Source organism: Bacillus paralicheniformis, from assembly GCF_001042485.2.
GTDB lineage: Bacteria > Bacillota > Bacilli > Bacillales > Bacillaceae > Bacillus > Bacillus paralicheniformis.
In genome coordinates this window covers 464,446-478,269 of record NZ_LBMN02000036.1, presented here as the reverse complement: position 1 = coordinate 478,269, position 13,824 = coordinate 464,446, and the positions used below count along the sequence as shown (strand labels likewise).

16 protein-coding genes are annotated in these 13,824 nt (G+C 46.6%); 14 read left to right on the top strand and 2 right to left on the bottom strand.

Features of this window, described 5'->3' with window-relative positions:
- Window positions 1-5 precede the first annotated feature (5 nt).
- Genes pstC through pstB (ACH97_RS21250) form a run of 4 tightly spaced genes read left to right on the top strand, consistent with a single transcriptional unit; the run spans window position 6 to window position 3,461 of the window.
- Window positions 6-935: a phosphate ABC transporter permease subunit PstC gene (gene pstC / locus ACH97_RS21265; RefSeq protein ID WP_003183532.1), complete on the top strand. Its 930-nt coding sequence runs from the start codon at window positions 6-8 to the stop codon at window positions 933-935.
- A complete protein-coding gene (pstA, locus tag ACH97_RS21260; protein WP_025811149.1) occupies window positions 935-1,822 on the top strand; it encodes a phosphate ABC transporter permease PstA in 888 nt (295 codons plus the stop codon). The genes pstC and pstA overlap by 1 nt, the downstream gene beginning before the upstream one ends.
- Window positions 1,823-1,856: 34 nt before the next feature.
- Complete coding sequence (gene pstB / locus ACH97_RS21255) at window positions 1,857-2,669, top strand: phosphate ABC transporter ATP-binding protein PstB (RefSeq protein ID WP_043054596.1); 813 nt, start codon at window positions 1,857-1,859, stop codon at window positions 2,667-2,669.
- Between the two features lie 12 nt (window positions 2,670-2,681).
- Window positions 2,682-3,461, top strand: a complete 780-nt coding sequence (gene pstB / locus ACH97_RS21250) for a phosphate ABC transporter ATP-binding protein PstB (protein WP_023855209.1) — start codon at window positions 2,682-2,684, stop codon at window positions 3,459-3,461.
- Window positions 3,462-3,548: 87 nt separating this feature from the next.
- On the opposite strand, the gene ACH97_RS21245 is transcribed toward pstB (ACH97_RS21250), so the two are convergent.
- Both ACH97_RS21245 and ACH97_RS21240 read right to left on the bottom strand, forming a co-directional pair.
- A complete protein-coding gene (locus ACH97_RS21245) occupies window positions 3,549-4,028 on the bottom strand; it encodes an endolytic transglycosylase MltG (RefSeq protein WP_048349958.1) in 480 nt (159 codons plus the stop codon).
- Window positions 4,025-4,375: a hypothetical protein gene (locus ACH97_RS21240; RefSeq protein ID WP_011198121.1), complete on the bottom strand. Its 351-nt coding sequence runs from the start codon at window positions 4,373-4,375 to the stop codon at window positions 4,025-4,027. The genes ACH97_RS21245 and ACH97_RS21240 overlap by 4 nt, the downstream gene beginning before the upstream one ends.
- A 175-nt stretch (window positions 4,376-4,550) precedes the next feature.
- Here ACH97_RS21240 and ACH97_RS21235 point away from each other — a divergent pair, with 175 nt between their 5' ends.
- The 10 genes from ACH97_RS21235 (at window position 4,551) to ACH97_RS21200 (ending at window position 13,798) form a co-directional block, all read left to right on the top strand.
- Window positions 4,551-5,048 (top strand): hypothetical protein, encoded by a 498-nt coding sequence (locus ACH97_RS21235; RefSeq protein ID WP_048349959.1) that lies wholly within the window; start codon window positions 4,551-4,553, stop codon window positions 5,046-5,048.
- Window positions 5,045-6,157, top strand: coding sequence for a glycosyltransferase family 4 protein (locus ACH97_RS21230; RefSeq protein WP_048349960.1), 1,113 nt, complete (start codon window positions 5,045-5,047; stop codon window positions 6,155-6,157). The genes ACH97_RS21235 and ACH97_RS21230 overlap by 4 nt, the downstream gene beginning before the upstream one ends.
- A gap of 103 nt (window positions 6,158-6,260) precedes the next feature.
- Complete coding sequence (gene rpmG, locus ACH97_RS23255) at window positions 6,261-6,410, top strand: 50S ribosomal protein L33 (protein WP_003183500.1); 150 nt, start codon at window positions 6,261-6,263, stop codon at window positions 6,408-6,410.
- A gap of 49 nt (window positions 6,411-6,459) precedes the next feature.
- Window positions 6,460-7,032 (top strand): 5-formyltetrahydrofolate cyclo-ligase, encoded by a 573-nt coding sequence (locus ACH97_RS21225; protein ID WP_048349961.1) that lies wholly within the window; start codon window positions 6,460-6,462, stop codon window positions 7,030-7,032.
- 49 nt (window positions 7,033-7,081) lie between these two features.
- Window positions 7,082-7,255, top strand: a complete 174-nt coding sequence (locus ACH97_RS23870) for a hypothetical protein (protein ID WP_165389272.1) — start codon at window positions 7,082-7,084, stop codon at window positions 7,253-7,255.
- 96 nt (window positions 7,256-7,351) lie between these two features.
- Window positions 7,352-8,890, top strand: coding sequence for a rhomboid family intramembrane serine protease (locus ACH97_RS21220; RefSeq protein WP_048349962.1), 1,539 nt, complete (start codon window positions 7,352-7,354; stop codon window positions 8,888-8,890).
- A gap of 76 nt (window positions 8,891-8,966) precedes the next feature.
- Window positions 8,967-10,421 (top strand): spore germination protein, encoded by a 1,455-nt coding sequence (locus ACH97_RS21215; RefSeq protein WP_048349963.1) that lies wholly within the window; start codon window positions 8,967-8,969, stop codon window positions 10,419-10,421.
- A gap of 100 nt (window positions 10,422-10,521) precedes the next feature.
- A complete protein-coding gene (locus ACH97_RS21210; protein WP_020452188.1) occupies window positions 10,522-10,719 on the top strand; it encodes a YqgQ family protein in 198 nt (65 codons plus the stop codon).
- Between the two features lie 24 nt (window positions 10,720-10,743).
- Window positions 10,744-11,718, top strand: a complete 975-nt coding sequence (locus ACH97_RS21205; protein ID WP_026579305.1) for an ROK family glucokinase — start codon at window positions 10,744-10,746, stop codon at window positions 11,716-11,718.
- 181 nt (window positions 11,719-11,899) lie between these two features.
- A complete protein-coding gene (locus ACH97_RS21200; protein ID WP_026579306.1) occupies window positions 11,900-13,798 on the top strand; it encodes an LTA synthase family protein in 1,899 nt (632 codons plus the stop codon).
- Window positions 13,799-13,824: the final 26 nt, after the last annotated feature.

The window sequence follows — 13,824 nt, the reverse complement described above, 5'->3', positions numbered from 1 at the left end:
AAAAAATGGTTCAAAAAATAGAGAAACTGTCCGCAAAAGAGCGGCTGATCAGCTCCAAGCATAATCGCAAAATGGATGAAATCCGCGGGAGGATTTTGGTTGCGTCGTGCGCGTTTATCATGATGGCGGCGGCGATTTCGATCACAATTTTTCTCGGAAATAAGGGGTTGCAATCTTTTCTGGCCAATGGTGTAAGTCCAATTGAGTTCTTAACCAGTCTAGATTGGAATCCAACGAACGAAAACCCTGAATACGGAGCCCTTCCGTTTATACTCGGATCTTTTGCAGTGACCCTTCTTGCATCTTTGATTGCTGCACCGCTTGGAATAGGAGGTGCGATTTTCATGACGGAAATCGCGCCATCATGGGGCAGAAAAGTACTGCAGCCGGTTGTCGAATTGCTTGTTGGTATTCCTTCCGTCGTTTATGGATTCATAGGCCTTACAGTGTTAGTGCCGTTCATTTCACAGTTTAAGTCAAGCGGATCGGGCCACAGCCTTCTGGCGGGAACGATTGTCCTGGCTGTCATGATTTTGCCGACGGTCACTTCTATTTCAACGGATGCGCTCATGTCTCTGCCGAAAAATCTGCGCGAAGGATCATACGCATTGGGCGCAACCCGCTGGCAGACAATCCGAAAAGTGCTGATACCGGCAGCGCTGCCTTCGCTTCTGACAGCCGTCGTCTTAGGAATGGCGAGGGCGTTCGGCGAAGCGCTGGCCGTGCAGATGGTCATCGGAAATTCCCGAAACCTGTTTGAGAGCCTTTTAGACCCTGCGGGGACATTAACAACGATTATAACGTTGAATATGGGCCATACAACATACGGAAGCGTGGAAAACAATACGCTCTGGTCAATGGGCCTTGTCCTTCTGATCATGTCGTTCTTGTTCATCCTGCTCATCCGCTATCTGTCATCCAGGAGGAAACTGTAATGAACAGCAAAGTAACAGATCGTTTAGCAACCGGTGTTTTTGGATTGATTGCTGCGGTAATCGCCGCCATTCTTGTCGGTTTGTTCACTTATATCATCATCAATGGTGTTTCACATATCAGCCTCAGCTTTTTAACTTCGCGTTCCAGTGCGCTTTCAAGCGGCGGCGGAATCCGCGATCAGCTGTTCAACTCGTTTTATATTCTCGCACTGACGATGCTGATCACAGTTCCCCTTGGAGTCGGCGGAGGAATTTATATGGCTGAATATGCGCCCGCCAACAAATTGACCGATTTTATCCGTGTCTGTATTGAAGTTTTGTCATCCCTTCCTTCGATCGTCATGGGGATGTTCGGCATGCTGCTGTTTGTTAATTTGACCGGATGGGGGTACAGCATTATCGGCGGAGCGCTTGCTTTGACGATTTTCAACCTTCCCGTCATGGTCAGGGTGACAGAGGATGCGATCCGCTCTGTACCTAAGGAACAAAAAGAAGCTTCCCTTGCTTTAGGTGTGTCCAAGTGGCATACGATTAAAACGGTCTTGATCCCTGGTGCGGTGCCGTCCATCATCACAGGGGCGATTCTTGCGTCGGGCCGCGTATTTGGCGAAGCTGCCGCTTTGCTGTTTACAGCCGGACTAACCACGCCGAGACTGAATTTCGCCGATTGGAATCCGTTTTCTGAGACCTCGCCGCTCAATATTTTCAGACCGGCTGAAACGCTGGCCGTTCACATTTGGAATGTAAACACACAGGGGATCATCCCTGATGCTGAAGCGATCGCAAACGGGGCATCCGCCGTTCTTGTACTGTCCGTCTTGATCTTTAATTTGGCAGCCCGATGGCTCGGCTCTTTTATTCATAAAAAGTTAACGGCAAACAAATAAGAAGGAAGGATGAAATCATATGGTTCAGGTTCAGATGCCGGTTTTGGAAACCGTGCGCGACACTATCGGAATCGCTCCGTTTCCTGAAGCGAAAGAACATATTTTAGAAGTGAAAAATTTAAATATTTACTATGGAGAAAAGCGGGCCGTCAACGACATTTCCATGCATGTTGACAAACATGCCGTTACGGCTTTGATCGGCCCGTCAGGCTGCGGAAAATCAACTTTTTTAAGAAGCATCAACCGGATGAACGATCTGATTCCATCAGCCAGAACATCCGGAGAAATACGATATGAAGGACTTAACATCCTTGATTCCAATATCAATGTCGTCAATCTGAGAAGGGAAATCGGAATGGTATTTCAGAAGCCGAATCCCTTTCCAAAATCGATTTACAGCAACATTACCCATGCTTTAAAGTATGCGGGTGAACGGCGTAAATCTGTGCTTGATGAGATCGTGGAAGAAAGCTTGAGGAAAGCCGCGCTGTGGGATGAAGTGAAAGACAGGCTGCATGAGTCGGCTTTTTCGCTGTCAGGCGGGCAGCAGCAGCGCCTCTGCATCGCCCGGACGCTCGCGATGAAGCCTGAAGTACTGCTTTTGGATGAGCCTGCTTCAGCGCTCGATCCGATTTCAAATGCGAAAATAGAGGAATTAATCGTCGGTTTAAAAGAGGAATACTCGATCATCATTGTCACGCATAACATGCAGCAAGCTTCAAGAATTTCCGATCAAACGGCATTTTTCCTTAACGGAGATTTGATCGAATACGATCGTACGGAAAAGATCTTTATGAATCCTTCAGAAAAAAAGACAGAGGATTACATCAACGGCAGGTTTGGATAAGGAGGGGCCGGTATGAGCGCTGTAACAGCCGTAAAGCCAAAAGATGTGTACCAGATCAATGATTTGAATTTATGGTACGGCGAACATCACGCATTAAAGAACATTAACTTGACAATACCCGAGTACGAAATTACCGCCATCATCGGTCCGTCAGGCTGCGGAAAGTCGACCTTCATTAAAACGCTGAATCTCATGATCAATATGGTTCCGAATGTCAAAATGACCGGAGAGATCAGCTACAACGGAACGAACGTACTCAACAGCAAAGTCGATCTTGTTGAGCTGCGGAAGAAAGTCGGTATGGTGTTTCAAAAAGGAAATCCGTTTCCCCAGTCGATTTTTGATAATGTCGCATACGGACCAAGGATCCATGGACTGAAAAACAAAAAGGAATTGAATGAGAGGGTGGAAAAAGCGCTTGTGGATGTGGCGCTGTGGGATGAAGTGAAAGACCGCCTTCATTCCCAGGCGCTCGGACTTTCCGGGGGGCAGCAGCAGCGTCTCTGCATCGCAAGGGCGCTGGCCACCAATCCGGACGTTCTCTTGATGGATGAACCGACATCAGCTCTTGATCCAGTTTCGACTTTGAAAATTGAAGAGCTGATGCTCAAGCTGAAAGAGAAATACACGATTGCAATCGTCACGCACAATATGCAGCAGGCATCGAGAATTTCCGATCAAACGGCATTTTTCCTCATGGGCGAGCTGATTGAGTGCAACGATACGGTCAAAATGTTTTCAAGTCCTGACGATTATCGGACAAAAGATTATATTACAGGCCGGTTCGGATGAGAAAAAGGCTGCCGCTTTAAAGCGGTAGCCTTTTTTGCACCGGAGCGGAGGCAATAAAAAAGCAGGCTGGAATGGCAGCCTGCTTTTTTATTTGGACAGCGTTTTGACGATGTTTTTCAAGCTGTCACCGCGCTTCAGTTCGTACTTACCTGCGCGGATTTTAGATTCGTTTCCGGTCTTTTTCACATAATCTTTGAAGTCATCCGCAGATGAAATGACTTTTCCTTTTGCAAGGAGGTCTGCTATCTCAGCCGTGCTCATGCCGCTTTTGATTTCAAGCTTATACTTGGAATCTTTTTTTTCTGCTTCCTTCTCTTTTTTGTTTTGAGACGAAGCATCCTGCTTCAGAGCGGTCTCTTTATAATGGAGCAGCTGCTGGTATTCTTCGCGTTGCAACGAAACCTGCTGGTTGTCCTTTAAATAGGTTTTGACATCGGTTTCGCTGATGTTTTGAGCGTCTTTAGAAGCTTCAGCTCTTCCGTTATCCGTCAAATAAAATGCGCCTGCAAGAACGGCGGTAGCCAAAATCATTCCTCCGGCAAATGCTTGTACACTTTGTCTGGTCATACAAGCACCCTCTCATTGTCTTTAATGATCGCTTTGACATCTTCGACAGATACGTGCTCAGCTTTAGCGATGGCGTCTACAGACATGCCGTTTTGGTATTTTGAAAGAATCTGCTTCGCAATATGCTGGCTGATTCCGGCATTTGGTCTGCGGACGACCACATTTGAATCGAGGAGCTCTTCCTCAAGCACGGTCATCTTCTTTTTCAATTTATAGATTTCCTGCATGGCGGACAGCTGAAGGGTTTCCAACTCCTGTTCAACTTCCTTGATCGGTTCTCTTTGAAAATATGAGAATGCAATCAGCGCAATGCTGACAACGAGCAGCGCAATGATAGCAATTTCCACGTTCATCACCTTCAATTCTAATTTTCTCCTTCTTTTTTATACCATAAAAACGCTTGCTTCAAAAGGAGTTAATGCAAAAAATAAAAATTTTGTCGAAGAATTTTATTTTCGTTGCGCCTGCGGGGCCATTTCCAATAGGATAGATACATAACAGGGCTTAACGGGAGGGCGCACGGTGAAAAGGATCATCATCTCGAAAAAACCTTTTCAACATAGTATTCGAAGCAAATCTTCGTTTTGTAACGATATTTTAAAAATATCTTCGCCGGATCATGAAACCGTTCGGCTGAGCTGGGAGATCTCGGATGCTGCGCTTTCGGCGGCTGAAGCGGTTCTGTTTGAAAGGATAAGAGACGTCGAAAAGCAAATTCTTCTCTTTTGCGTAAAAAACGGAGAGCGCAGCGTACGGACGATCCATACCGATACATTTAAAGGGGAAGCCTCGGTTTTTCCCGCTGCAGGCAATGCGTTCTATAAAGCGGAATACCAGATATACAATTCGCTCAACATGGCGCTGGCCGTTCTCACCACCGGCTGCTTCTACCTTGGGGAAAACGGAATCCATTCAAACAGCAGCTGTTTTCTGTATCACGACAATCAGCAGGATTGGACGACTCAATTTTCCGCGTATACGAGCTATTCTTTAATAGAAGGAAAGGAGCGTTTCCGTTGATCAACGTATTGCTGCTGTCGCTGGAAAATCCCCTTTTATTGAAAAGCGGAGCGGGGCGCTATGTGAAAAGTCACCTTGAACTATTGCGGAACGAAGTCAGCTTTACCGTCTGCACGACGGCTGCCGGGCAAAACAGCCATGCATGGGAAACGCTTGAGATTCCGCTTGATTTAAAAGCGTTCGCTTCTTTTGAAGAGGCGGTGGCCGCCATGAATTTTCAGATGATCAAAACCGTGCTGGCGCATAAAGGACAATTTCATTTCATCCATGCAAATGATGATATCACCGCGCCTGCCGCCGTTTATCTCAGCGAGGTGCTGGCTGTGCCGCTGATTTCCACGGTACACGGCCTTGAAAGCGGCCGGAAAACGGCAGCAGGCGAAAATGTCCACCCATACAGAGCAAGCCTCGAACGGCTTCTGGCTGAAAAAAGCGATCAAATTCTCGTGCTAAGCAGCATGATGAAGACAGACATGCAAAAGGCGTTTTCGCTTCCTTTCGAGCAAGTCCGCGTCATTCCCCATCCGTGCATAAAAAGCCGCACGGTGAAAAAACGAATGAAAAGTGCGCCGTACTTTTTTTCCTGCGGAAGGTTTGTTCCGGAAAAAGGGTTTATCGCATTGCTGCACGCCTTTCAGCAGCTTCGCAAACGGCGGCCTGATCTTGAACTTGTCATTGCCGGGGAAGGACCGCTTCAAAGCAGGATCGAGACCAAGGCAAGAGAATTGGGCATTAAGGAAAGTGTGACAATTCTTCCTTTCCTTTGTGAAGAAGAAAGAGAGAGCTGGCTGGCATTTTGTGAAATGGCTGTTTTTCCAAGTTGTTATGAGCCGTTCGGCATCGCTGCTCAAGAAAGCATGGCCGCCGGCGCTGCCGTTGCCGTCGGAATCAACGGGGGATGGAACGATTTCGTCATCGATCGGGTGACAGGCTTTCAGGTTGATTTTAATGATCCGGATAAGGCTGCATATGCGCTTGCAGAAATTGTCCGCGATAAGGAGCAGCTGCTCAAGGTCGGGCAAACGGCAGAGGCTTATATATTGGATTTGCATGATCCTGGATATATCAAAAATGCGTTTTTGCAACATGTGTATCACACGTCTTTTTAACAAACCGTGACAAACTAAAAAAAACGCCTGGCATTCCGGCATCATAAGTGGTATTATAGATAAGTCTGAACAGAAATGATATATAGTTTGGAGGGAAAAATAAATGCGCGTTAATATTACTTTAGCTTGCACTGAATGCGGCGAGCGTAACTATATTTCTACAAAGAACAAGCGTAACAATCCAGATCGCGTTGAATTCAAAAAGTATTGCCCACGTGACAAAAAATCAACATTACACCGCGAAACAAAGTAAGCAGCAGGGATTTTCCTGCTGTTTTTCTGTTTTTAAGGGGGAAAGAGATGTGAAGCGTTCTTTACGAAATGAGGTCAGAAAGAGGCTTGCAAACATGCCGGAACAGGAGTTTCTTCTAAAGGCGGAAGCGATTCACCGGAAGCTTTTTCAATCAAAACAGTGGAAAAAAGCGTCTGTCATTGCCCTTACGATATCCAGAAATCGTGAAGTTCCGACAGAACCGATTATCGAACAGGCACGGCTTGAAGGAAAAACGGTGTGCATTCCGAAATGTATGCCTGATACAAAAGAGATGCACTTTCGCAGCTTTCAGGATGAAAGCGATCTTGAAGTTGTGTATTTTGGCCTGCAGGAACCGATCGTGCACAAAACCGGGCGGATGGAGCCCGAAGACATCGATTTCATCCTTGTGCCGGGAATTTGCTATGACCGGACAGGATACAGAATCGGCTATGGAGGCGGCTATTATGACAGATATCTGGCCGGTTTCACAAAAGATACCGCATCGCTGGCTTTCGAGTGCCAAGTGATCGATCATGTCCCAAAAGAACCGCACGACATTCCGGTCAAGCAAGTTTTGACCGAGGGCGCCGTTTACAACTGCAGCGACCATGCTGAATAATTATTGAAAAATGAGACACGATACGGTTATAGGTTATAGGAGGGATCATATGAGAAAAGTTACATTCATTGCAGTAGGCATCATTGCCGCCCTTGTGTTTTTTCAAAACCGTTATCGTGTCATCAATTTCATTCTTGGTCAAAACCAGATCCGCCACTATTTTATCCATTTGATGATGAGAATTCCGTTTTTTCGCAATAAGTTTATACAGCAGGCTTTCTGAATCCCGTTTAAAAACGGGATTTTTTTAAAGCGCTTAAAAGGCGCAGAATGACGCGTTTCCTGTTATAATGGACAAAAACAATTGTGGAGCGTCGGTATGTATTCAATCGATTATTTGTATTGGAATTTCATCGGGAACCTCTTAGACAGGGATTTTGAGCTTGTGCAGGCACCAGCTTCATTCGGAGAAGCCTGGCTTGAAGCAAGGGGGAGCGCGCCGTATGATTTGGTTCGCGTTTTTCGGAAGGATATCGATTTCAGACAGGATCTCGTCGGTGACTTGGAATCTCTTTATGAAAGAGCGGAGCGCCTGAGAGCAGCATCAAGGCAGCGAAAGCTCTCGATATTAAACGTCTATTTGTCACAGGAAGCACCTGTAGATGAGTGGGAAGATGTTGTCAGTCATCCGGTCGCAGATAAACGGATCAGTATCGTGCCGGTTTTTATTGAGCACGCTTCGGCTGAAGAAGGCTTCCGCAAACTCGCCGTTGCTTTAAACATGGGGCCGGATGAGCTGACAGGCCACATGCACGATGCTGGATACGAGAATGTGGAAGAGAAGAGAGCCGAAGTATTAGCAGCGGCTAAAGCAAGAGAAGAAGAAAGGCGGCGGGAAGCGGCTGTATTTGAGAAAGGCAAACCGATGTTTACCTGGATTTTTGCAGTGCTTCAAGTCTTCATGTTTCTGCTTCTGGAAATGTCGGGCGGCAGTCAGAATACCGACACGCTCATCCGGTTCGGTGCGAAGGAAAACAGCCTCCTGTTAGCCGGGGAATGGTGGCGGCTTGTCACGCCGATCGTTCTTCATATCGGATTGGTCCACCTCATGTTCAATACATTTGCATTGCTGTCTGTCGGAGCCGCGGCAGAAAGGGTGTTTGGATCATTCCGCTTTCTTGTCATATACATATCAGCCGGAATTTTTGGATCGATCGGCAGCTTTCTGTTCAGCCCGTATCCGTCCGCAGGGGCTTCGGGAGCCATCTTCGGTTGTTTGGGAGCACTTTTGTATCTGGCTTTTTCAAATCGGAAAGCTTTCTTAAAAACGATTGGAACAAATATCATTGTGATTATCATTCTGAACCTCGGCCTCGGTTTCACGATTTCAAATGTTGACAATGCCGGCCATATCGGCGGATTGATCGGCGGACTCCTGACGGCCTTGGCAGTCGGAATCCCCGGGAAAAAAAGACCGCTCCAGCGGCTGACAGGCTGGGTCCTCATCTTTGTCATCGGAGGAGGCGCCCTGTACTTTGGGACACATTCCGCTTCGATGCAGGAAAATGCCATGCTGCATCAGGCGGCGAAATGGTATGAAGAGGGAGACTATAAAAAGGTAAAAGATGCCTTGCAGGAAGCGGGCTCAAAGCAGGACGCTTCCAGCGACACTTTAAAGCTGCTCGCTTATTCCGAATTTCAGCTCGGCGAGTATGAAAACGCCGAGAAAAGGTTCGAGGCCGTCGTTGAAAAAGATCCATCAGACCACGCCTCACTCTATATTCTTGCCAGGCTCTATGCTCAAAAAGGCGAGTTCGCCAAAGCCGAACAGTCTGTTGAAAGAGCGTTGGCAGAAAAGCCTGATGAAGAGATGTATAAAGCGTTTCGGGACGAACTTAAGAAAGAAACCGCCCGGTAACCAAGTATGAAAAGCTTCCGTTATGTTAAAAATGGTCTTTAGTATAGACTCATTTGACGGGAGCTTTTAATATACAATGGAAAAAAAGCATGCGGTCCAAAAAAATTTAGCGAAAAATGTTGAATATTTAAATGAAAAGCTGGGGGTCGACAAAAGCTTCGACATGATCCGGCTAGATGTTGTTTATGCTGATAGAGACATGTCGCTTTATCTTGTCGACGGCTTTGTAAAAGATGATATTATGCACCACTTGCTTAAGAATCTCTCAAGGCTCACCCCTGAAAGTCTGGAAGACGATCCGCTTGAGAAGCTGATCAAAACGTACATCCCATACATCGAAATTGATACGGAAGACGACCTCGACAAAGCAGCAGCCCAGGTGTTGTCCGGGCCGGCCGTTCTCCTTGTCGACGGGGTGGACCATGCCATTATTATCGATGCGCGGACATACCCGGCAAGAAACCCGGAGGAACCCGACAATGAACGTGTCGTCAGAGGTTCAAGAGACGGCTTCGTCGAAACGATCGTGTTCAACACCGCACTGACGAGAAGAAGAATCCGCGACCGTTCCCTCAGAATGGAGTTCCTTCAGGTCGGCAGAAGAAGCAAAACAGATGTCGTCATCTGCTATTTGGAAGATATCGCTGATTTGGAAAGTGTAAAAAAGCTGAAGCAATCGCTTGAAGCGATCGATACGGACGCTTTGACAATGGCGGAAAAGACACTGGAAGAATATATCGGCGGCCGTCATTGGAATCCTTATCCGACGGTCCGCTATACAGAAAGGCCTGATACTGCGGCCGTTCATTTGTACGAAGGCCACATTCTCGTCTTTGTGGACGGTTCGCCAAGCGCGCTGATTACCCCTGTTACTTTTTGGCACCATCTGCAGCATGCCGAAGAGTACAGAAACAAACCGCTTGCAGGCGCCTATTTGCGAGTGGTCCGTTTTATATCTGTGTTGGCATCGATCTTTTTGCTGCCGCTGTGGTTTTTGCTCTCCGTCCATCCCGATCTTTTGCCGGACGCCCTTCAATATATAGGGCCTGAAAAAAAAGGGGCCCTTCCGCTGCTTGCGCAATTCATCATAATTGAAATAGGCGTCGACATGATGCGGATGGCTGCAATCCACACCCCGTCGTCTCTGGCTACGGCTCTCGGACTTGTAGCTGCTTTAATGATCGGAGAAGTGGCGGTGCAGGTCGGACTTTTCTCGCATGAAGTCGTCTTGTATCTCGCTGTTGCGGCTATCGGCACGTTTGCTACGCCGAGCTATGAGCTGAGCATAGCGAACAGGCTGGCAAGAATCGTTCTCCTGATCACGGCCGGCGCATTCGGACCGATCGGCTTTGTCATCGCGATCTTCTGCTGGGTGATTTATCTGGTCAGAATGAAGTCGTTTCATGTGCCGTATTTATGGCCGTTTATCCCCTTTGACTACAGAGCCTTTCGAGATATCGCGATTCGAACGCCAATGCCGCTGAAAAATAGAAGGCCCGTATTTTTGGATCCCCAGGATCCAGACCGCTGAATGTCTGTTTTCTTCAGGAAAACAGGCTTTTTTTTTTGCTTGACGCCGGACAGCTTTATGAATACTCTAATGTTAGACCTTTAAAGAATGGTGAAATAAAATGAAAACAGCCTATGATGTACAGCTGTTGCTGAAACAGTTTGGATGTTATGTTTATTTTGGAGATCGCGAACTTGAACTTGAATATATGATGGACGAACTGAAAGAAATGTTTCTTTCGAATCTGATAGAAAAAGAACAGTGGCTTAAAGGCGTTTCAATTTTGCAGAATGAACTCACAAAAGTAAAGAGAAAATAAAACAGGGATTAGAGGGGGAGCAAAATGAATGACAGCTGGCTGGTCGGAGTCGACCTTGGAGGAACAACGGTAAAGCTCGCTTTTGTAAGCGCTTATGGTGAAATCCTGCACAAGTGGGAAATTCCGACCGATAAATCGGGGGAAACGGTTACGGTAAGCATCGCAAAAGCCATCGACGGAAAATTGAAAGAGCTCGGCAAACCGAAGCACATCTTAAAATGGATCGGCATGGGCGCTCCAGGCCCCGTCAATACGGAGACCGGCATCGTTTATAAAACGACGAACATGGGCTGGGAAAACTATCCGTTAAAAGACCACCTTGAAGCAGAGACAGGATTAGCGGCGGTCATTGAAAATGACGCGAACATCGCGGCTCTCGGCGAAATGTGGAAAGGAGCGGGAGACGGCGCAAAGGATTTGATTCTTGTCACGTTGGGAACGGGTGTCGGAGGCGGCATTATTGTAAACGGAGAAATCGTCCGCGGGCAAAACGGTGCAGGCGGAGAAATCGGCCACATCTGTTCAGTTCCTGAAGGAGGAGCGCCGTGCAACTGCGGGAAAAGCGGCTGTATCGAAACGATCGCTTCGGCTACGGGCATCGTCAGGATTGCCAAAGAAAAAATAGAATCCGGTCATCGAGATACAGACTTGCGTGCATGTCCGGATATCACGGCGCGCGATATTTTTGAAGCGGCCCGGGAAAATGATCCGGTTGCTTGCGAAGTCGTCGATTATGTGGCGGGTCATTTAGGAATGGTCCTCGGCAACTTGGCGAGCTCGCTCAATCCTTCGAAAATCGTAATTGGCGGAGGCGTCTCAAAAGCAGGAGAAATCCTGCGCTCCAAAGTTGAACAATCTTTCAACCGCTTCGTATTCCCGCGGGCCGGCGAGGCGGCTGAGATCGTAATCGCTTCACTTGGAAACGACGCAGGCGTGATCGGCGGCGCATGGATCGCCAAAAACCAATGGCTGAAAAGCCAGGCGGAGCCTATTTTATAAGCATTTTCGGACCGCTTTGCAGCATTGTTAACACTTTTAAGCCAATGTGAAAAATGATTGATTTTTTTGTACAGACAGGTTAAGATATGATTTAGTAATTTTAGCGATTTTTCTAAAATAAAACAATATGTGGAAATTCAGTTTGCGGAAACATGCGTCTTGCTGCATAGGGAGGTTTCGAATGCGAAAGTCATTTTTTTCAAAAATTTTGTTTTTGTTAATTGCGACATTGCTGATGTGGCTGAAAACGTATGTCGTCTACAAAACAAGCTTCAACATTAAAATTGAAAACTTCATGCAAGAGTTTATATTGTTCATCAATCCTTTAAGCTTTTTGCTGTTTATATTCGGAATCGGCCTGTTTTTCAAAGAAAAAAACAGGAACCGGTTTATTATCGGGGCAAGCATCGTCCTGACGTTTGTCTTGCTTGCGAACATGATCTTCTACCGTTTTTACAACGACTTTTTAACGATTCCTGTATTGTTCCAGACGAATAATATGGGTGATTTGGGAAGCAGTATCAACTCTTTGTTTATGCCGACCGATTTGCTCCTCGTCGTCGACATTGCCATTTTAATTTGGCTGTACAAGCGCCAGCCTGCCAAAACAGGCGGAAAGGCGACAAGAAAGGAACGCGCGGCTTACTATCTATTTGTCGCTGCCGTTTTCTTTTTCAATTTAGGGATTTCTGAAACAGAAAGACCGCAGCTTTTGACAAGATCGTTTGACAGGGAAGTTCTTGTGAAGAATATCAGTCTTTACAACTTCCATATCTATGACGGGCTGATCCAGTCAAAGCAGTCTGCACAGCGTGCGCTGGCCGACAGCAACAGCCTCACGGAGATTGAAAACTATGTCAACGCAAACCGCACGGACACCAATCAGAACCTGGCCGGGATCGCCAAGGGTCGAAATGTGATCCTCGTTTCCCTGGAATCCACCCAAAGCTTTGTCGTGAACCAAAAGTTAAACGGCAAAGAGATTACGCCTTATTTAAACGACCTGATAAAGAAAAGCTACAGCTTCGAGAATTTCTATCATCAGACAGGCCAAGGCAAAACGGCAGATTCCGAATTCATCGTTGACAACTCTCTCTATCCTCTTGGAAGAGGAGCGGTCTTCTTTACGAATGCAGGAAACGAATATACGGCAATGCCTGAAATATTGAAAAACCACGGCTATTATTCCTCGATTTTCCATGCGAACAACAAAAGCTTCTGGAATCGGGATATTATGTACGATACGTTTAAATACGATAAGTTTTACGATATCAATTCCTATGATGTAAACGAAGAAAACTCAGTGGGCTGGGGACTGAAAGATAAGGAATTCTTTGAACAAACATCAGAGCTGATGAAAGAAATGCCTCAGCCGTTTTATACCCGCCTGATCACGCTGACAAACCATTTTCCGTTTGAGCTGGATGAGGAAGATAAACTGATCGATGAATTTGATTCAAAAAGCCGTACGTTAAACAGATATTTCCCGACCGTCCGCTATCAGGATGAAGCGCTTAAACGATTTATTGAAAAGCTGAAAGAAGACGGCCTCTACGATAATTCTGTTATCGTGTTATACGGTGACCATTACGGGATTTCCGAAAACCATAACGAAGCGATGAGCCAATTCCTCGGCAGAGAAGTAACCCCGTTTGAGGAAGTGCAGCTTCAAAGAGTCCCGCTTGTGATCCACATTCCGGGAGTGACGGATAAAGAGCCGAAAGCCATTGACACCGTCGGCGGCCAAATCGATATTCGGCCGACTGTACTGAACCTTCTCGGAATCGATTCGAGCGATCAGATCCAGTTTGGAAACGACCTGTTTGCCAAAGACAAAACGGAGTTTACAGTGCTTCGCGACGGCAGCTTTATTACGAAAGACAAAGTATACACAGACGGCATATGCTATGATAAATCGACAGGAGAGCCGTCTAAAGATAAAAAAGGCTGTGAGCCGTACATTGAAAAAGCGAAACAGGAGCTTTCATATTCAGATCAAATCATTTATGGCGACTTGCTGAGGTTTTATGACAGCGAGCGCTTAAAAAAGCAATCTGACGCCAAGCCGAAAGACGAGTAAGCTTTTCTTTTGGCGGAGAAAGCTGA

Excerpts from the sequence above, each read along its gene's own strand:
- ACH97_RS21210 (WP_020452188.1), top strand. The coding sequence starts at position 10,522 with ATGAAAACAGCCTATGATGTACAGCTGTTGCTGAAACAGTTTGGATGT.
- ACH97_RS21220 (WP_048349962.1), top strand. The coding sequence starts at position 7,352 with ATGTATTCAATCGATTATTTGTATTGGAATTTCATCGGGAACCTCTTA.
- pstC (WP_003183532.1), top strand. The coding sequence starts at position 6 with ATGGTTCAAAAAATAGAGAAACTGTCCGCAAAAGAGCGGCTGATCAGC.
- ACH97_RS21215 (WP_048349963.1), top strand. The coding sequence starts at position 8,967 with ATGGAAAAAAAGCATGCGGTCCAAAAAAATTTAGCGAAAAATGTTGAA.
- ACH97_RS21200 (WP_026579306.1), top strand. The coding sequence starts at position 11,900 with ATGCGAAAGTCATTTTTTTCAAAAATTTTGTTTTTGTTAATTGCGACA.
- rpmG (WP_003183500.1), top strand. The coding sequence starts at position 6,261 with ATGCGCGTTAATATTACTTTAGCTTGCACTGAATGCGGCGAGCGTAAC.
- ACH97_RS21205 (WP_026579305.1), top strand. The coding sequence starts at position 10,744 with ATGAATGACAGCTGGCTGGTCGGAGTCGACCTTGGAGGAACAACGGTA.
- pstB (WP_023855209.1), top strand. The coding sequence starts at position 2,682 with ATGAGCGCTGTAACAGCCGTAAAGCCAAAAGATGTGTACCAGATCAAT.
- pstB (WP_043054596.1), top strand. The coding sequence starts at position 1,857 with ATGCCGGTTTTGGAAACCGTGCGCGACACTATCGGAATCGCTCCGTTT.
- ACH97_RS21245 (WP_048349958.1), bottom strand. The coding sequence starts at position 4,028 with ATGACCAGACAAAGTGTACAAGCATTTGCCGGAGGAATGATTTTGGCT.
- ACH97_RS23870 (WP_165389272.1), top strand. The coding sequence starts at position 7,082 with ATGAGAAAAGTTACATTCATTGCAGTAGGCATCATTGCCGCCCTTGTG.
- pstA (WP_025811149.1), top strand. The coding sequence starts at position 935 with ATGAACAGCAAAGTAACAGATCGTTTAGCAACCGGTGTTTTTGGATTG.